This is a genomic window from Gammaproteobacteria bacterium (assembly GCA_013816845.1).
Lineage (GTDB): Bacteria > Pseudomonadota > Gammaproteobacteria > DSM-16500 > DSM-16500 > Aquicella.
This window is the reverse complement of sequence record JACDDU010000001.1, coordinates 52992-70716: the sequence shown is the minus strand read 5'-3', so window position 1 is coordinate 70716 and position 17725 is coordinate 52992. Positions and strand designations below refer to the sequence as shown.

The window sequence follows — 17725 nt, the reverse complement described above, 5'->3', positions numbered from 1 at the left end:
CTGGGGAATTTTTTATGCCAGATATATTACTTCAATTGCTTTTGTTTGGTTCAAAAGCACTCATTATCTTAATTATTATTTTAATTATTCTCATCACCTTAGTCGCGCTGCTAGGCAAAGGTAAACACAAAACAAGGGGTAAACTAACAATTAATCACTTAAATAAAAAATTTCAGGAAAATACTGAATTGATATTAAGTGAAACCGAATCAAAAAAGCATTTTAAACACTATCAAAAACAACAAAAGGCTGAAGAAAAAGTTCGCCTCAAAGAAAATGGTCGCAAGCACATCTTTGTTTTGACCTTCCATGGTGACATGCGAGCGAGCGCGGTTGAAACTTTGCGTGAAGAAATTACTGCAGTGCTGAATGTAGCAACGCCCACCGATGAAGTAATGGTGCGTTTAGAATCAGCTGGCGGTGTTGTGCATGCGTATGGTTTAGCAGCAGCACAACTACAACGGATTCGGGCACGTAATATTCCCTTAACTATTTTTATTGATAAAGTTGCCGCAAGTGGCGGTTATCTTATGGCCTGCGTTGCTAATACGATTTATGCAGCTCCTTTTGCAATCATCGGCTCTATTGGCGTGGTTGTCCAACTGCCTAATTTCCATCGATTATTACAAGATAAACATATCGATTTTGAACAATACACGGCGGGAGAATTCAAACGCACTATTACAGTCTTTGGTAAAAATACTGAAGAGGGCCGAAAAAAATTACAGGAAGAGATTGAAGATATTCATCAACTTTTCAAAAATTTAATCTTAGATTACCGCCCTAACATTGATATTAAACAAGTTGCCACGGGTGAATATTGGCTTGGGCAACAAGCTTTAAAATTAAATCTTATCGATGTTATTCAAACAAGTGATGATTATATCCTCGAGCAAAGTAAAGAAGCCGAACTTTATGAAATTGCGTATGAAGTAAAAAAACCATTTTTAAATAAATTAATGGGATCTTCAGGCAATTTGCAACAACGCCTGATGGATGTTGCACGTTTCAAAGTGACTTAATCTTTATTAAATAAGGCGGTCATGTTTAATATTGCCCGCCTTATTGTATGGTAAAACGCATAGTTATTAATTTTTTACTCTCAAGCGGGCTGAGTCGAGATGTGCAAAATCTTCTTGATCTGTTAAAATTCAAAAAATTTGCGCTAACGAAAGGACACAGCAATGCGTTTGGTGAATATATTCATTACAATAATATTATCTTTAAGTATAACACTCTTAGCTTGTCCAAGTTGGTCCGGTCCACTTTATCCTTCTTTTGAAGGGTCTGAGCATATTGCCCTCGGCAATAGTGTAAAACTTTTTTTTTCCAAAAATGATCCAGGTCAATCTAATTACGTCATGACCATGCCAAATGGTTTGAAGCTATCTTACGGTGATATTGTTTCATTTGGTGATTTTTATGAAATTGAAGATCAACCCATTTCTCAATCTTCCGATCCTGTTGAGCGACGCCGTCGGTTTGTAAAAGCTTTCCAATCTTTTGCAAATGACTTAAAAGCTTATAATGAAGCAACGCAAATTTTAGCTTTACTTCATCATGAATACCAAGTTATTACGGATGCTATCAATCGTGGCGAGGATCCAGAAAAGCTTTATGAAAAAATGGCCGGTGATACGAATCGTCAATTAAATTGCATCACAGGTGGCGGTTGTGAAGAAGGCACTTGGTTTTTAAAACCCGGACGTTATTTGCGATTAGCGAATTTAGACTTTGATCATTTCAACGATCATGCTCTCTTAGCTTATGAAGCTGGGCATGAAGTCGCTATAGAGCAAGCCATTACCGCGCATCACAATAGGAATATCAAACAGTTAGAAATGGCTTATGCAATGAATGCACTAGCATGTCATTTTCTGAGTGATCGATTCGCAGCAGGTCACATCAGAACACCGCGTTTAGAATTATTTAAAGGAGTTTCGCCCAATGTGACAGGTTCTCTTCTTGCCGGGTTTATGCATCGAGAAGAGAATGCTTATGGCGTTCATGTCCATAACGCAGAAGGTACACATTGGTTAGCTTATGGGGACCGAGCCTTTTTTACAAATAAGAATTTAATGAACCGCATTGTTTTACAACAAGCATTACAAGCTTCAGTCAATGAAATTTTTGCAGCTTATCAACAAGGATTTGTTGCAACACATCCTGTCCTTGATTTAATTCCTTATGCTGATGAAATTAATGGTAACGGTAATACCGACATTGCCCCGCTCTTCTTTCTTGATCCAAAAACCAAGAAACTCATGCGCCGTGTTATTACTGCTAATGTTTATGACTATCATTGGACTACTAAATGGTGGGGCTGGAGCACCCTCATCCAATTAAGCAGAGAACGCGGTATTCCCACTGAAGAACAAGTTCTTTTGCTACAATCCAAAGAGAAAGAGCAAGCAATTTTGGATGGTTTGATTCTTACTAAAAAATTATTCTCAATTAATGTAAATTGAAATGGCTTTATCTAATGTCATCTTCATCCTTTATTTTTCTAAGGAAAAAAATGCCTGAAAATACCTCGAGGCAATTATCAAGTGGCGTTTCATGGAATATTTTTTTAAAAATAACGGTAGAATCACTGATTGCTTTTTACATTGCTACTTTTTGTTTAGCTATGGTTGTTACGCATCGAAGTGATTACTTTATTTTTGATATTGTTTTTTTAGTTATTCTTTATGCATTTATTATTATTGTGTGTGGATGGCGAGTTGGGCGAAATTTATCTATAGCGACAGTGATGCTTATCATCCCTATTGCGCCTTTTGTTGCGCTTGCTATCATTGTTTCAATGATCCCACTTTTACAATTGTTTAAATAATCCTCAAGTTGATTGGAAACTTAATAATCAACTTGAAGCGTAAATGTCATTTAAGAATAAATTTTAACTGCTTGATTCAACTTACAATGATAGGTTGATTTCTCTGAGTTCTGATAAAAAGTTCGCGCATCTAAAGTTTGATGAGAAAAATGCAAGATATTGTCATTCGTCAGACTATATTTACCAAATTCATAAACGGGCATATCTAAGTGTTTAGGATGATCAAGTGTAAAGTGAAAAAAAGAAGCTGCAATATGATCATCAACCACAGCAATTTCATTGGGTGTGAGCGATCCAAATAATTCTTTAGCATGAAAATCAATTTTAACACCTTTATTTGAGGTGCACTTCGTGAAATCAATAACGATATGAATTGGAATACCTGAAATAATCGCTTGTTTTACGTCACTATATTGTTGCAATTCTCCCGCAAAACCGAGATTGGCACAACAGCCTAAAGCTAGCAGTATCAATTTTTTCACATGAATATCCTTTTAATTTTTGAACCGCAGAGTAGATTTTAAGCCTGAATTTTGTCATAAATATTGAGTTTCATGCAAGTGAATAACCAGCTAAGATTTTAGCTCCCACCACCGCAAATGAAATATATGAAATTGATCGATATGTGCTTGATTAAACTTGATAGGGGGTTAACTTTAGAATATAAGAAAATTGAGCAAGATATTATATCGATGCTTCAAAGCCAAAAATTATGTTTTGTCACATCATCTTCCAAAGAAAATTTTTTCTAGTTTACGGTTGATCATTCATATTGAATGGCTAAATTGCAAGATGGTTTGTATATGAATTTAACGTAGCAACTTTAATTTTTGCCAAAAGCAATGACTCAAAAATTTTTACAATTGGCAACGTCCGCTCGATTATTTTACATCATTGCATAAGAAACTTATATTCTTACTGATAAACTAGCCTGCTCATATTACTAGCTTTACAGATGACGACAGAACGCTAATTCAATTGTTGAAATATCTATTAGTTAAAAGTCTCGTGATATTTTTCTTACATCAGCTTTTTAACCCATTCAGTAAATCAAACATTTCCCGATAAATTTTTTCAGCAGCTTTAACACCTAACACAATTTGTTTTAAATCCTCAGGCGTTTTTGTATTGGTGATACTGCGGGCAATTTTCATACTGTCATCCTGATGTCCTGTCGTTTGGGCTTCACCACCATGGTAGTGTCCACCATGAAACCATTCGTCAAATTTTACATGCGTCAATTTATCTTTATTTAAACGCAAGGTTTTAAAAATATAATCAATAATAACTTCACCGAACATAAATCCGGCCAAAACTGCACCCAATGAGATTCTCACATCGTCATGCATTTTTAATTCATGCAATCGCGCTGCAAATTGTTTATCTTCTGCTTCAAGCATGGTTTTTTTATCAGCAAAAGCCCATGGCTCTAAGGTTTCACCCATGCTTTGTAATACTAATTCTTGTCTGTGGTCGTAATCACCATGACCCAAATCATCATTCAAATCCGCTATTAAAAAACATCGCAATTCAGCATCGGTAATTTTGGAACAAATATGTGAAATCCAAATAGGATCTTGGTTTTTATAAGTTTTACCAATTTTCGTTAATGCCCAGAGATGAGCTAAATCGTAGTTCGCTTCGTTCTGAAAGAAAGGATGATTTTTTAAACTATTATGTAAACAATATTTTATTAATTCATCCCCAGATTTAAATTCAATGGTTGCATCGCCCATAACTCTTACTCTCCTCAATAAATAATTTAAATAAAGACTCGACCCATGCTGTCACCCTGTCACCATCAACAAAACATACGCTTTACAAAAATTGGCATAGCCGGCCTTGCCGGACGCAGGTTGAGACCCAAGTAATAAACCAAAATCTTCTAGGTTTATTTCTCCTATCGGAGTACGTATTCATCAACTCAATCTTTCGTGTAAATTTTGCCGGGAAAATCTTTCTCCGGTGTATTTCTTGCGATACCCCATAACACGTTGCCTCACATTACAATTGAAGAGCTGTTGTATGACCTATGACTTTAGCAACAACCATCATGATAAATGTACTCTTGGCTACGTATCTAAATCAAAGTTATTCATATCCTTAAAACATTAGCTTAAGATGTAGTTACCTTATGCATATGATGTAATTATATACCAAATTAGTACTTCAGGGCTCGGGGGCCTAAGCCTTTCATTTTCTATAAGAAATTTGCTAGTTTTTTCAATCATTGAGTCAATGATGATGTGCGATACTTAAATTAAGCATCAAAAGCAAGTAGGAGATTATATGGAAAGAAATTGGAATTCGCCCATCAAGATTTCGGTAAATATCTTTCTGGTGAATCAGGTATTAGCCTCACTCACTTAATAAATATGATGATGATCATCGCTATATAATTGCTTACTTGAATGGTTGCGGGAAGTTATACACTTGGCAAGTGAATTAAAGACAATATAGCCCAAAACAAAAACCTATTTAAATGAGTGACATCCCTTCATTAGTAATGATCCCTCGCGCATACGAATTGGTATTAGAGGAATGATTTCGTTGCTATGAGATGACTTATCGGTAGGGTAAAATCCTAACTTCCCCAAAGCATCGCTAATCTTGCATCTCTCCCGCAGCTATATCGATAAAATCGATATCGCACTGGATTTTTTTTGGCATAATCTTGATGATAATCTTCCGCTGGATAAAATTGCCTGACTGGCAGGATTAAAGTTGCAATATTTTTAAATCGTCCGGACTCCTTCCATTGTGATTTACTTTGTTCTGCCATCTTTTTCTCTGCCTCAGTTTGGTAAAAAATGGCGGATCGATAGGAGTCGCCTTTATCGCAAAATTGCCCTGTACCATCTTCGGGATCCACATTATGCCAAAAAAAATTTAGCAATTGTTCATAACTTATCTTTCCAGGGTCGTAATAAACTTCCACTGTTTCAAAGTGTCCAGTTCCACCAGCTGAAACCTGTTCATACGTAGGATTTTTTAGCTCTCCCCCCGTATAACCAGAAATAACTTTTAAGACCCCAGGCACATTTTCAAAATCATGTTCTGCACACCAAAAACAGCCTGCTGCAAAAACCGCTTTTTGCATCGACATGGCATTATTAATGAAGCTAATAAAAAAAAGCCCAAGGCCCAACAAGATTACTTTTTTCAAATTTTTTACCTCTTTATGTATAAAACATAAAAAACTTAGAAAGACTTTCGGTTATACTAATTAATCATGACAGACAATGGATGTCGAGAATGAAAATTTCACAACTTTTTTTTCCGGTTTTGCTTTTAATATCCATCCACGCATTCGCAGATCCTGCCTACGTTCGCCCCAGTCATAATGAAATTAAACAACATTTAACCTCAATGCAATATTACGTAACGCAAGAAAAGGGAACTGAACCCGCTTATGAAAATTCCTATTGGGATAATAAGGAGCAGGGTTTGTATGTTGATGTTGTAACCGGTGAACCTTTATTTAGTTCACGTGATCAATATGATTCAAAAACGGGCTGGCCCAGTTTTACTAAACCCATCACCATGGATTATATCGAACTAAAAAAGGAAGCGGGATGGTTAACGGACCGAACAGAAGTAGTTTCTAAAGTTGGACAATCGCATTTGGGTCATGTTTTTGATGATGGTCCCCCTCCAACAAACAAACGCTACTGTATGAATTCTGCAGCACTCCTTTTTATTCCCGTGAATGAATTAGAAAAAAGGGGGTATGGAAAATACTTACCTTTGTTTAACCCCACATCACGTGATAATCCCAATTGAATGAAGGAAGGAAAAATGAAAACATGGGCAAATTAATTAAAAGGTGGTGGGCATTATCTATCTTAATCTTAGCATTTATTCTATTTTTTTATTTTGATTTAGAACGTTTCTTTTCTTTCGAACAATTAAAATTCCACCGCGCAACATTGTTAACATGGACTCATACCCATTACTTTTTTACGGTCGGTATTTTCATGTTGATTTATATTATAGTCGTTGCGGTGTCATTTCCCGGTGCTACTTTCTTAACTTTGATCGCTGGATTTTTATTCGGGATTTTAGCAGGAATGGTGTACGTCCTTGTCAGTGCAACCGTGGGTGCAATTTGCATTTTTCTCGCCGTGCGACTTGCCCTTGAGCCTTTCATTTTAAGAAAATCGCCACGTTGGATAATGAAGTTACGCCGTGGTTTTCAAGGAAATGCTGCGCACTATTTAATAACTTTACGTTTAATTCCTCTTTTTCCTTTTTGGATTGTTAATATTGCCGCAGCCTTATTTGGTGTTTCGCTTTCAACGTTTAGTTGGGCAACTTTTTTGGGCATTATTCCAGGCTCTTTAGTGTATGTTTTATTAGGGAATGGTTTAGGACGCATTTTAGATCGTAATGAAACGCCCAATTTAAGTATCATTTTTGAACCCCAAATCCTGCTTGCCTTTCTCCTCTTAGCCTTACTTGCTTTTCTTTCGAGTTTTTATAAAGTCGTGAGAAAAAAATAAAAAGGATTATATTATTTTAGAACAATTTCTTAAAAATCATCAGCAACGTTTTATCACTCTCATTCTAAAAAAAATTTACGCAAGGGTAACGCCGTTTCAAATTACGGCGGTAGGAGGTTTAGTTGGAATGTTAAGCGCAATCCCTCTTGCTTTCCATTTGATCGCCCTACCCGTATTGATGATCTTATTATCGGGGTGTTGTGACATTTTAGATGGTGCGCTCGCGCGCTATTTAAAGCAAGTTACCCCTTTGGGAGCGGTAATCGATATTGTGATGGATCGATGTGTAGAATTTGCAGTGATATTTGGTTTATGGTTAATCCAACCTGAACTTCGAGCCGGTCTGTGCTTATTCATGCTGGGTAGTATTTTATTATGTGTAACAAGTTTCTTAGTCGTTGGAATTTTTACCCCCAATCAATCGACTAAAAGCTTTCATTACAGCGTGGGTATCATAGAACGACCAGAAGCTTTTATTTTTTTTATTCTTATGATTATATTCCCTCTTTTTTTTACTCTACTGGCAATTATGTTTAGCCTTCTGGTTTTATTAACAACTGCGCTCAGAATTGTTGAATTTTCACAACATCAATCTCGGGAACAAAGGGTTTAATTATCTGGGTGGGTAAGTGTTAACATTTATTTTTTGAAATGATAGACAATTATATAATCAAATATTTTTGAGCATTACAGTCGCTGAAAGTTTAGATATTCGATAAGTCAGCCACGATAAGTTGTCACTGAATGACTGCTTGGAAATTTTTAAATAGGTGTTACTTAAACTTGGTAATTTGTTTATGACGAAAACAAGTAATGAGGTGGTCATTCACCATTCCTACTGCTTGCATATAAGCATAACAAATCGTACTGCCAACAAATTTAAAATCACGTCTTTTTAAATCTTTAGACATCGCATCAGACTGAGGGGTACTGACAGGAATTTTGTTAGAAGTCTTCCATTGATTTTGTATGGGCTTTCCATCAACAAATTGCCAAATATAATCAGCGAAAGAAGGAAAACTTTCCAGAATGGCCAAGTAAGCTTGTGCATTGCCAATGGCTGCTCGAATTTTTAAACGATTACGAATGATGCCAGGATTGTGCAATAAAGCCTGATACTTTTTCTCGTCATAGCGAGCTATCTTCTTCACATCAAAGTGGTCGAAGTTTTCACGGTATTGTGATCGTCGCTTTAAAATGGTGATCCAACTCAAACCTGCTTGCGCCCCTTCTAAAATTAAAAATTCAAAAAGTAATCGATCATCATAAATAGGTACTCCCCATTCCTGGTCATGATAGTCAATATTAACTTGCTCAGTGTTAGCCCATGCGCAACGGGAAATCGGCTTATTCTTTTTTAAAGGCATAGTTGCATGTTCGTCGTAATGAAGAGAATGGGTATTGTAAGGTATCAGGTTGTCAGATGAAGTTTAATATTTTTTTTATAATTGCATCGTAATGGATCACGTTTCTTACGGATCGATGCAGCTCAATTATTCTCCAAAAAAAGTTGCCGATGGCTTGATATTTTGCTTATCAATAACTTCCATAGTAGAAGCTATTAATGATGGATGCGTAAAACAAGAGGTGACAGTAATATTTTATCTCTAAATATCAAACAGTTAAGGCTCAGCTAAAGGTTTAACATTAAACAGCGCTATTAATTAATAGTAGTCTCTACAGAATAATTTTATCTATCAAGTATTAAAATTAAAAGGATTCCATTTTTTAAATGGAGTCCCTCCAAAACCTCTAACCAATTTGCCGGCATCTTTTTTTCCAGTTGCGAAAATTTCTTTATAAAAATCTATTATCAGCTGCGGCAGTATTTTTTTATCAATCCTGTCAAATTCATTCCAGAACAAATCACTAACTAAAGGTCCGCCCAGTACAGCCAGCCCAATGTAGAGACGACAATCTTATTGGCGCTGAGTTCAGGCCTCTTATGAGGCCTTTGTCATTTTTAAGGGTATAAAATTTAATAACGAACTAAGTTGAAACCAAATTACTATTAATAATTTTCCTGATAATTGCATCATACAGTTCTCGCCTCACAGATCGATGTAATTCAATTATTCTCCAAAGAAAGGTTGCCGAAGGCCTGATATTTCGGCCATCAATAACTTCTTGGATAACATCTTCTGGCGTATCTGAATAACGCGCAATACCTTTCAGATTATATTCTTCTGTGGATAGGATATCGTTGGTAATTAAACGTGCGAAGTCGTTTTCAAGCATAGCATTCTCCTTTTCTAAATTAAATTTCATTAAATGAAAATAGCCCTTATATTTCTCTCTAAAAAACTCCTTAAGCCCCTCGCATATGCATATAAAAATCTCTGCTTCTAGTAGTAAATATTCTTCTTTTGGGAGTCTTCTGTAGTTAATTCCTATTAGGTGACACAGTGGTTCCATTGCTGACATAATTATTTTTAACCGTAATATTCCATATCGCAGCATGAGTAAACGTGATGTACATAATTTGATATAAAATATTTTGGCCCTACTCCTTAATAATTTGAAATATTAATCTATAACTTTTCATATCCAGATTATCAAATATAATAGGAGGCATCGCTAAGCATGGGTATCCCTGTATTAGGGTATTGATTCAATACAATGAACATGATTAAAAATATAAAATGACGAAGCTGAGGAATGATATGGATACACCCAATACATTTATATGGGGTTCAGAAGTGCAGCAACATGAACTTGATATCCAGGATATAGTAAATAATGCAGCTTATTTACAATATCTTGATCGCGCTCGAATTCAAATTCTTTTGTCAAAAGGCGTGGATTGGAAGGTATGGCATCAAAATGGATTTAATATTGTTCTTACACATATTGATATGGAACTAAAAAATTCTTTAAAAGTCCATGATAAGTTTTATGTTAAATCAACGTATGAAAAATCTGGAAGATTAAAAATTATTTTCTACCAATCAATTTACAGAACAGACAATGACAAATTAATTGCGAAAGCGACCAATACTGTTGTTTGTGTTTCTATACACAATGGAAAACCCGTTATGCCAAATGAATTATTAACTCTATTATTTTCAAACACTATTAAATAAAACCAAACTTGTTTTTGCTATTTCCTTGCGAGCAGCATCCATATTTTTAATTATTTTAAAACTTCCAATGGTAGGAGAATCGAAATGATTCCATTGGTTAATGGAACCTATTACGCCGCGATGCACTCCTTCGATAACGGCTTCCACCATAGTGGTGCAGTTTAATTTTTCTTTGATCTTCTTGGAATAAGTTGCAATAGTATGTGGGCTTATTTTTAATATTTTAGCGATTTCTTTTGTAGATTTTCCTCTTGATGCCCAAATTAAGCATTCTTTCTCCCTATCAGTTAATTCCTCTTTATTAGAATAACCTCGCTTGATTACTGCTCTTCTGTAACATTGATTTGTTAGCACGAATGAATTTTTGTAACTACAATTATAATTAATGATTAAATCTATAAAATGATCAGAAAAATCAGCACAAAAATCTTCGAACTCATTTAACGTATTTTTATAAATCAATTCACTATTATCAAAATCGCTATCCCCTTAATAGCACCAAAAACAAAAGTACACTCAGGGCACTCCCTAATAAGATAGTACGTCCTGTAAGCATTATATCTCTCTTCTAACATTTGCTTGAACTTATTTGACACAGAGAGTGCTCTATCACAGAAATAATGCGTTGTATTGGTAATTGTATCTAACCGAAAACTATAGTCATCTTTGTACAAAGATTCAGCATAATAAGATTCTAACATGTGAAAAATATTGGAGAGCACAAATTTACTACCATCGTTAAAAACAATGTACATTACAAAGTACCGTAACCCTATTTTAGGCAGGTAAGCGCAGGTATTTTGTATTTGATTTTGATAACGTAGGCTGATGATATCTGACATTGTCTAGCGCACTTACATTACGAAATTAATCCATCAAACATTTCAAAGCATTCCCTAAAATTTCTTAGAATTTATCTATCACTCAAAGCACACAAATAGAAAAACAATCTTTTTCAAACCGGGAGAGTAAGGAAAAAAGAAGGAAGCTGATCTGTATTTGCACACGCCAAATCATATTAAATAATTTGGCGTCCCCAAGGGGATTCGAACCCCTGTTACCGCCGTGAAAGGGCAGTGTCCTAGGCCTCTAGACGATGGGGACGGTTATACGTCGTCACTTGGAGCTAGCCGGGATCGAACCGGCGACCTCTTGCATGCCATGCAAGCGCTCTCCCAGCTGAGCTATAACCCCAATGAATAATCCAAGAGAGCAGCGATTCTATGAAGCATGCCATCCTTTGTCAATAAAAAGTGGTGGGCTAACTCTATCTTTTTATTCTTCTTGTCACTGCGGCTTTAGAATCGAAGGTTTTACAGGGTATTATGCATGAAAAGCGATCAACTAAAAAAAATCCAAGAAGCCGTCAGCCTCTTGGATTGATGGGAGTTAACTCTAGGAACGCGAACCCAAAAAATGCAGCGGAAAAGGCATATCTTGACATTGTTTTTGAGTAGCTAAGTTCATCAAGTAATTGTTACGTAACTCGTAGGCTTGTACTTCAACCCGCTCAGCATCGGAAAAATCCATAAAAAACCAGGGCACAATAAAGAACCAACCCGCAACGCCTAAAGCAATATTTTTGCCTATTTTATTTTCTTGGGGTATCAAGTTCAAAATTTTCGTTTGATTATTTTTAATCTCAAACCCAATTTGATTACAGGTCAATTGCCGATCATGAGGTTGATATTGTGGAATAGGATGCGGGGTGGCACCTGCACATCCCGTTAAAAGGGTGACGATGAGAGAGAATGCGCCGAATCCCATTACAATGGTTTGACCAAGTCTACTTTTTTTCACTTTGACCACTCTTGCTATTTTTATGGTCAGATATTGTAGCCTTTCGTAGTGGTAATTTAAAGATCAATTACCACTAAATGGTCAAAATATATCTATTTACTCACTCCACCAAGTCCCCATTAGCCTAATAAGGCATTAATCCGGGCAATGGTTTTGTCTCGACCGAGGAGTTGAAGCGTGACATCAATCGGAGGAGACACTTCTCCGCCAGTCACAGCCTGTCGGATGGGCTGGGCTAACTTACCCAATTTAAGTCCTTGGGATTCAGCTATATTCATCAAAATTTGATGAATGGCTTCTTTCGACCAGGTGGCAGAATCAGCAAAAGCATCGCGAACTAAAATAAGTGAGGCGGTAATGTCTTGAGGAAATTTTGCTTTTATTTCGTCGCTGATGCTAACTTCTTCAAAAAAGAAACGACTTTTCTCAGCCATTTCGCGCATCGTTTTAACACGTGTGGATTGCGCTTCGATTACATCAATCAGGACAGGCCCTTGGCTCGTATTAATGCCGAGTTGATCTAAGTGCCATTTGAACTCGTTCAACACTTCCTCGCCTCCAGCTTTAATATAATGGTGATTAAGCCATAATAATTTTTCAAGATTTAAGGCAGCGGGAGCACGATTAATGTTTTTTAAATCAAACAATTGGATTAACTCTTCTGTCGAAAAAATTTCTTGATCACCTGAAGACCATCCCAAGCGGACTAAATAATTCAAAAGTGCTTTGGGTAAAAAGCCTTCCTCGCGATATTGCAAAACACTTGCAGCACCATGACGCTTGGATAAACGTTTGCCATCACTACCTAAAATCATAGGCAAATGTGCATATAACGGTAAGGGTTTTTCAAGCGCCGTGAAAATATTAATTTGCCGTGGGGTATTATTAATATGATCCAAACCTCGAATAACATGTGTTATGCCCATGTCGATATCATCCACGACCACTGTAAAATTGTAAGTGGGCGTCCCATCGGTGCGCGCTATAATCAAATCATCTAGCTCTTGGTTGGCGAAGCTCAATTTTCCATGAACTAAATCGACAAATTCAACCACTCCCTCAATGGGATTTTTAAATCGAATGACATAAGGACCCGGTTGTTCTTCGGTTAAATGACGACAAAAACCATCGTATCGCGGCTTTTGCTTATTAGCCATTTGGTCAGCACGCAGCGCTTCCAAACGTTCCTTGGAACAATAACAACGATAAGCTTTACCGTTCTGCAAAAGTTCAGCAATCACTTCTTTGTAGCGATCAAAACGCGCGGTTTGATAAAAAGGACCTTCATCATAATCTAAAGCTAACCATGCAAGGCCATCTAAAATGGCTTGGACTGATTCCTGAGTAGACCGCTCTAAATCGGTATCTTCAATGCGTAAAATAAAAGTGCCTTGCATTTTGCGCGCATAAAGCCAGCAATATAATGCAGTTCTTGCACTCCCAATATGTAAAAAACCAGTTGGGCTTGGAGCAAAACGTGTACGTGTCATGGGGATAATTTTTTTAATGAGTTAGTAAGAGACGTATTGTAACTGCAGCTTTCCTCTAGTGTTAATGCTTTTGTTAATTTTATAAAGGAAGGAGCTGCCACGAATAAGGGTGCCATTGACCTTGAATGTTAGCGATTGTGTAATGGATATCCTTAAATGCGCACTTTTGCTGAGCAATGCTGATAATGCGATGAGGTTGATCAGGTTCTTGATTCTTCCAGAGACCAACTTGTTGGCTTGGCAGATGAGGGAGCGCAATGAGCAAACCTTGTGCTTCAGGATGGTCAAAACCAGATAGCGCCCACTGAGTTAACGAAGCCACAATTAATTCTTTAATAATAGGCAAATGCGAGGGCAGCTTCTCATCCTGCTGTAACCAATTTAGAAAATGTAAATGCTTAGCCCAATTGCCTGTTAACCCAAGGATTGCACTATCCTTCAGAAATTGATCTAACGTCCCCACGGCACGCTCACTTAGCGCATTCAACAAAGTAGGGCATTGAGAGAAAAATTGATACTGCAAACTTTGTTTCGCAATGATGTTTTGCGCATTCATGTTAAACATTATGCCCATTAAAAAGCGTTCTTATACGTTTAATTTCATTCACCCAGGTTTCATAACTGACATCTGCATCAAATTCTAAGACTAACGTTTTATCTTGATGATTAAGTGGAGTAAAAAAATTTTGGATTAACTGATGCACAGCGGTCGCAATGGGTTGATCATGCGTATCAATAGCTAGCTTTGTTTCAGGGTGAATCTGAAATCCAGAGACATGAAAAAAATTAGTTTTTAACGCCAAAGATTGCCATGCGGCAACGGGAGCAACATTGTTTTGCTCCGCGATATAAGCATTTGAAAAATCATAAAGTAATCCAGCAGATGTGTGTTGAATTAATGTTTGATAAAACCCCGCTTGATTTTTTCCTGCGTGTGTTAGCGAGGCATGATTTTCAAAAAATATTTTCTTACCGAGTAACGCTTGCCATAACGCAACTTTGTCTAAGAGATGTGCAGCGCATTGTTCATAATCATATTCGCCCACAAGTGGTAAGCGTCTTCCTTCATCATCAGAAAAGCGAACAATATGATCAGAGACATAGAGAGGGTTCAGCTTATCCTGCCAAGGTTTAATTTTATCAGCAAGCTGCGCTAACTCTGCGCGATCTTTTTCGAGAAAACGAGAAGTGACGAGATGAAAAGCAAATCGCGCGCTAGGTAGCTTTGTGCAAATTTTCTCCGGAGATAAATGCACAAAATTATCGAGCATGATTTCACAAAAATCAGCCTCACCCTCTTCTATTAATTTTTTAATCGTAGGAAATGAAGTGGGCGAGATCCAATTAACACCAATTTTCACGGAGCTTGAAATAAAGTGATACGACAGCAGTTAGTGTAATGGAGGGCAGTAAGTTCGAATTCAACTTGTTCTTGTATCTCAAGGGAATTTTGCGTGTTGACCATATTATTTTCAATCATGGAAATACTCCTCTTATTCTTTAGAGAATTGTAAAATTAAATAGAAGAAAATACGAGCTTTAGTTCATTCGAATTTAAATTCCTAGCTTAAAAAAATATTTTCATGTGGCAGCTTTTTCAAATTGGTGCTATATCCACGAAGTTAAAAGTTTTAATGCATTATTAAAAAAATAACCCATTTGCTAGGAGAGCAGTATGCACAGAAAAAAACCAGACGTTACCTTTAAAACTTACTCTGAAGAAGAATTACGTAACTGGAATAAACAAATTAAAATTTTGCCTGAAGAAATAAAAAAACGTGAAGAGCAACTTCTTAGGGAACAAAGTCGTTTAAAAAATGAAGAAGCGCTATTTGCTAAATGGGTAGAAACCAATGTTACCCCAAGAGAAAAAATTATCACGCCTATCAAATCTCAAACGCAGGTTATTAAGTTAGAACCTGAAATTAACGAACTTGAAAAAAGACGTGGGCCCCTTGAGTTACAAATCAAGAACCATGGGCAATCATTGGCAGCAATTAATGGAAAAATTCAATCCCTAGCCGAGCCGATCAAACGCTTCGAATCTTATTTAAATATTAAGGCGCACACCAAAGAACTTAAAATTTTGAACGATGCCAAACTTGCTAATTTGCACCAGATGACTCAGCTAACGAGAGAGATAGAAGATCTGGAATTATTTATAAATAAAAATAATCGTTCGATCACTAGCATTGAAAATGAATTAAATTTTATGCTAGCAAAGCAGGCGGGTTCTTATTCTTCCAGCCAATCCTACAGCTCAACACTATCTTCTAAGCAAGATGATATGAGCTCAACGCAATCTTCTTCTTATTCCTCTTCGATTAATCCAAACGAAAACACCATAGAAGGATTACGTTTTGAATTAGCAAAAATCATAAAAATACAGCAAGACTTAATTAATAAAAAAAATATACTTACCAATGAAAAAAATGATTTGGGATTAGAAAATGTTGAAATTAAGGCTAAAATTTCAAGTCTTCAAACCAAACTTACTATTTATTCAGAAGAGACCGTAACCTTAGCTGAGAGCCAAAAAGCTAGCGATTTAGCCTCTCAGTTAAAAAATTTAAAGAATCGTAGAAATAAATATTTGGAAGAGATCAGTAAAGAAGAAAGCACCCTCAGAGTTTATGACAGCAAATTAAATGCTTTAAACAACGCCATCGAAAATAAACAAAACGAGTTAATCCATGCACGTAGTCTTGCTGGATCTGCTGCTAATAATTTTAACCTCATGGAATTAGAAGAAAACTTAGCTGTCTTAGAAAAGGATTTAAATCCTTATCTTGAATTGCAAGAAGGAAAGCTTGAGGCGATTGCAAAGATCAACCATCGAATCGAAGCGGAAAAAACTGAAATTAGTCAACTGATCTCAAAACTGCAAGATTTAAAGGATGATCAATTTGTAAAAGAATTTTGGCACACACCGCAAACTTTAATTGACAATTTAACATTATCGCTTCATCAAACTTTAAAGACCTACGAAAGTCAGCATCCCGCTGGTCAAAGTGATGCAGTGCGACTATGTCTTGCCAATCTGAAAAACCACACTAAGCAAATTATAGCGTTAACCCCTAATCAAAAGCCTATGACCTATGAAGATTTGATTAATCCTGACGATACTTTTTTCAAGCAAACAAAATATCTGCAACTCTGTGGATTGCTCTGGGCTCAATTTAACTTAATAAGTAGTACTAAAGAAATTGATTTAGCTCAAATTGAATTGCTAGATACTTTAATCCTTACGTTAAACAAACATCAAATGGATGAGACTTGGGCGATTAGAGAATATGAAACAGCGAAATTAGTGAATTTAACGATAGCTGAAGTTCAAGAAAATGAGCGCAGTCAATTTTATACTGCTTATCAAGCTTTTAAAAATTTAACACTGCTCGACCCAGGTCAAAACAAAGTCGACAGAAATCTTTCGAAATCGGCATACTTTTTGTTACGCCAAATTGATGGTAAGAAAGAAGACCCGCATTTCGATTATAAGTATTACACTAAAATTTTGAAGGCAGCGCGTGAGCTTGGCAATGAACCTGACAATATTAACTTTCAGAGTAAGTTTCAAAATTTAATTAATCACACCGATGATGGTCAACCTTCCAAAGCTAGAAAAATATTTGGTGCAGGTTTAATGTTTTTAGGTGCTGCAGTAGCAGTAGGAGCGACCATTACCGCAATGTTGCTTCCGGCTTCCGCACCTTTAGCGATTGTAATCGGCAGTATTGGTGCAGGATTATTTTTTATCGGATCAGCGATAGCAATCAGTGGGTTGGAAAAAGGACTCCATAAGAGAATGAGTCAGTATAGTGAAGCAAGTGCTCATAGCACTTTGTTTGCAAAACGTCGTCCTTCTGCGGAATCTCCCCCAGTTCTGGAACAGAAAGCGCAGTTTATCCCAGCCTAAATTGCATTAATTTGTTTTAGCCTAGAACCAAGTTACAATGTGTTTATTGCAAAGTAACTTGGTTATTCTATTCATCCTTCTTCTTTTCGCAAAGGGCATCA

Annotated in this window: 18 protein-coding genes and 2 tRNA genes; 8 read left to right on the top strand and 12 right to left on the bottom strand. The window is 36.5% G+C overall.

Features of this window, described 5'->3' with window-relative positions; genetic code table 11:
- The first annotated feature begins 14 nt into the window (after nt 1-14).
- The 3 genes from sohB to H0W64_00340 all read left to right on the top strand — a co-directional run bounded on the left by sohB (nt 15) and on the right by H0W64_00340 (nt 2833).
- Nucleotides 15-1022: a protease SohB gene (gene sohB / locus H0W64_00350; protein MBA3660160.1), complete on the top strand. Its 1008-nt coding sequence runs from the start codon at nt 15-17 to the stop codon at nt 1020-1022.
- 162 nt (nt 1023-1184) lie between these two features.
- The gene (locus tag H0W64_00345) at nt 1185-2468 is read left to right on the top strand and encodes a phospholipase (GenBank protein ID MBA3660159.1); all 1284 of its coding nucleotides are present in this window, start codon (nt 1185-1187) and stop codon (nt 2466-2468) included.
- 50 nt (nt 2469-2518) lie between these two features.
- A complete protein-coding gene (locus H0W64_00340; protein MBA3660158.1) occupies nt 2519-2833 on the top strand; it encodes a hypothetical protein in 315 nt (104 codons plus the stop codon).
- 50 nt (nt 2834-2883) lie between these two features.
- On the opposite strand, the gene H0W64_00335 is transcribed toward H0W64_00340, so the two are convergent.
- From H0W64_00335 to msrA, 3 genes are all read right to left on the bottom strand, one after another.
- On the bottom strand, nt 2884-3315 hold the full coding sequence (locus H0W64_00335) for a hypothetical protein (GenBank protein ID MBA3660157.1): 432 nt from the start codon (nt 3313-3315) through the stop codon (nt 2884-2886).
- A gap of 543 nt (nt 3316-3858) precedes the next feature.
- The gene (locus H0W64_00330; GenBank protein MBA3660156.1) at nt 3859-4569 is read right to left on the bottom strand and encodes a hypothetical protein; all 711 of its coding nucleotides are present in this window, start codon (nt 4567-4569) and stop codon (nt 3859-3861) included.
- An 848-nt stretch (nt 4570-5417) separates the two neighbouring features.
- The gene (msrA, locus tag H0W64_00325; GenBank protein MBA3660155.1) at nt 5418-5939 is read right to left on the bottom strand and encodes a peptide-methionine (S)-S-oxide reductase MsrA; all 522 of its coding nucleotides are present in this window, start codon (nt 5937-5939) and stop codon (nt 5418-5420) included.
- Between the two features lie 149 nt (nt 5940-6088).
- On the opposite strand from msrA, the gene msrB reads away from it, so the two are divergent.
- The 3 genes from msrB (at nt 6089) to H0W64_00310 (ending at nt 7948) form a co-directional block, all read left to right on the top strand.
- The gene (gene msrB, locus H0W64_00320) at nt 6089-6616 is read left to right on the top strand and encodes a peptide-methionine (R)-S-oxide reductase MsrB (protein ID MBA3660154.1); all 528 of its coding nucleotides are present in this window, start codon (nt 6089-6091) and stop codon (nt 6614-6616) included.
- Between the two features lie 23 nt (nt 6617-6639).
- The gene (locus tag H0W64_00315; GenBank protein MBA3660153.1) at nt 6640-7335 is read left to right on the top strand and encodes a TVP38/TMEM64 family protein; all 696 of its coding nucleotides are present in this window, start codon (nt 6640-6642) and stop codon (nt 7333-7335) included.
- A gap of 127 nt (nt 7336-7462) precedes the next feature.
- A complete protein-coding gene (locus H0W64_00310) occupies nt 7463-7948 on the top strand; it encodes a CDP-alcohol phosphatidyltransferase family protein (protein MBA3660152.1) in 486 nt (161 codons plus the stop codon).
- A 160-nt stretch (nt 7949-8108) separates the two neighbouring features.
- Here the strand turns inward: H0W64_00310 and H0W64_00305 are convergent, their stop codons facing one another.
- Together H0W64_00305 and H0W64_00300 are read right to left on the bottom strand one after the other, a co-directional pair.
- Nucleotides 8109-8702 carry a DNA-3-methyladenine glycosylase I gene (locus H0W64_00305; protein MBA3660151.1) on the bottom strand — a complete coding sequence of 198 codons (594 nt, stop codon included), beginning with the start codon at nt 8700-8702 and terminating at the stop codon, nt 8109-8111.
- Nucleotides 8703-9324: 622 nt separating this feature from the next.
- Nucleotides 9325-9573, bottom strand: coding sequence for a hypothetical protein (locus tag H0W64_00300; protein ID MBA3660150.1), 249 nt, complete (start codon nt 9571-9573; stop codon nt 9325-9327).
- A 425-nt stretch (nt 9574-9998) separates the two neighbouring features.
- On the opposite strand from H0W64_00300, the gene H0W64_00295 reads away from it, so the two are divergent.
- Nucleotides 9999-10418 (top strand): acyl-CoA thioesterase, encoded by a 420-nt coding sequence (locus tag H0W64_00295; protein MBA3660149.1) that lies wholly within the window; start codon nt 9999-10001, stop codon nt 10416-10418.
- On the opposite strand, the gene H0W64_00290 is transcribed toward H0W64_00295, so the two are convergent.
- The 7 genes from H0W64_00290 to H0W64_00260 form a co-directional block, all read right to left on the bottom strand.
- Nucleotides 10401-10880 carry a helix-turn-helix transcriptional regulator gene (locus H0W64_00290; protein ID MBA3660148.1) on the bottom strand — a complete coding sequence of 160 codons (480 nt, stop codon included), beginning with the start codon at nt 10878-10880 and terminating at the stop codon, nt 10401-10403. The genes H0W64_00295 and H0W64_00290 overlap by 18 nt on opposite strands.
- 566 nt (nt 10881-11446) lie before the next feature.
- A tRNA-Glu gene (locus H0W64_00285) sits at nt 11447-11522 on the bottom strand.
- 17 nt (nt 11523-11539) lie between these two features.
- Nucleotides 11540-11612 (bottom strand) — tRNA-Ala (locus tag H0W64_00280).
- 201 nt (nt 11613-11813) lie between these two features.
- The gene (locus H0W64_00275) at nt 11814-12185 is read right to left on the bottom strand and encodes a hypothetical protein (GenBank protein ID MBA3660147.1); all 372 of its coding nucleotides are present in this window, start codon (nt 12183-12185) and stop codon (nt 11814-11816) included.
- A 152-nt stretch (nt 12186-12337) separates the two neighbouring features.
- A complete protein-coding gene (gene gltX, locus H0W64_00270; GenBank protein MBA3660146.1) occupies nt 12338-13708 on the bottom strand; it encodes a glutamate--tRNA ligase in 1371 nt (456 codons plus the stop codon).
- Between the two features lie 79 nt (nt 13709-13787).
- A complete protein-coding gene (locus H0W64_00265; GenBank protein MBA3660145.1) occupies nt 13788-14273 on the bottom strand; it encodes a hypothetical protein in 486 nt (161 codons plus the stop codon).
- Nucleotides 14266-15069: a DUF692 family protein gene (locus tag H0W64_00260; GenBank protein ID MBA3660144.1), complete on the bottom strand. Its 804-nt coding sequence runs from the start codon at nt 15067-15069 to the stop codon at nt 14266-14268. The genes H0W64_00265 and H0W64_00260 overlap by 8 nt, the downstream gene beginning before the upstream one ends.
- Nucleotides 15070-15383: 314 nt before the next feature.
- Between H0W64_00260 and H0W64_00255 the strand changes: the two genes are divergently transcribed.
- Complete coding sequence (locus H0W64_00255) at nt 15384-17624, top strand: hypothetical protein (GenBank protein MBA3660143.1); 2241 nt, start codon at nt 15384-15386, stop codon at nt 17622-17624.
- Nucleotides 17625-17725 lie beyond the last annotated feature (101 nt).

Bases quoted from the DNA above. Each gene is read 5' to 3' on its own strand.
- sohB (MBA3660160.1), top strand. From the start codon at position 15: ATGCCAGATATATTACTTCAATTGCTTTTGTTTGGTTCAAAAGCACTC.
- H0W64_00345 (MBA3660159.1), top strand. From the start codon at position 1,185: ATGCGTTTGGTGAATATATTCATTACAATAATATTATCTTTAAGTATA.
- H0W64_00340 (MBA3660158.1), top strand. From the start codon at position 2,519: ATGCCTGAAAATACCTCGAGGCAATTATCAAGTGGCGTTTCATGGAAT.
- H0W64_00330 (MBA3660156.1), bottom strand. From the start codon at position 4,569: ATGGGCGATGCAACCATTGAATTTAAATCTGGGGATGAATTAATAAAA.
- msrA (MBA3660155.1), bottom strand. From the start codon at position 5,939: ATGTCGATGCAAAAAGCGGTTTTTGCAGCAGGCTGTTTTTGGTGTGCA.
- msrB (MBA3660154.1), top strand. From the start codon at position 6,089: ATGAAAATTTCACAACTTTTTTTTCCGGTTTTGCTTTTAATATCCATC.
- H0W64_00315 (MBA3660153.1), top strand. From the start codon at position 6,640: ATGGGCAAATTAATTAAAAGGTGGTGGGCATTATCTATCTTAATCTTA.
- H0W64_00310 (MBA3660152.1), top strand. From the start codon at position 7,463: ATGTTAAGCGCAATCCCTCTTGCTTTCCATTTGATCGCCCTACCCGTA.
- H0W64_00305 (MBA3660151.1), bottom strand. From the start codon at position 8,702: ATGCCTTTAAAAAAGAATAAGCCGATTTCCCGTTGCGCATGGGCTAAC.
- H0W64_00300 (MBA3660150.1), bottom strand. From the start codon at position 9,573: ATGCTTGAAAACGACTTCGCACGTTTAATTACCAACGATATCCTATCC.
- H0W64_00295 (MBA3660149.1), top strand. From the start codon at position 9,999: ATGGATACACCCAATACATTTATATGGGGTTCAGAAGTGCAGCAACAT.
- H0W64_00275 (MBA3660147.1), bottom strand. From the start codon at position 12,185: ATGGGATTCGGCGCATTCTCTCTCATCGTCACCCTTTTAACGGGATGT.
- gltX (MBA3660146.1), bottom strand. From the start codon at position 13,708: ATGACACGTACACGTTTTGCTCCAAGCCCAACTGGTTTTTTACATATT.
- H0W64_00265 (MBA3660145.1), bottom strand. From the start codon at position 14,273: ATGTTTAACATGAATGCGCAAAACATCATTGCGAAACAAAGTTTGCAG.
- H0W64_00255 (MBA3660143.1), top strand. From the start codon at position 15,384: ATGCACAGAAAAAAACCAGACGTTACCTTTAAAACTTACTCTGAAGAA.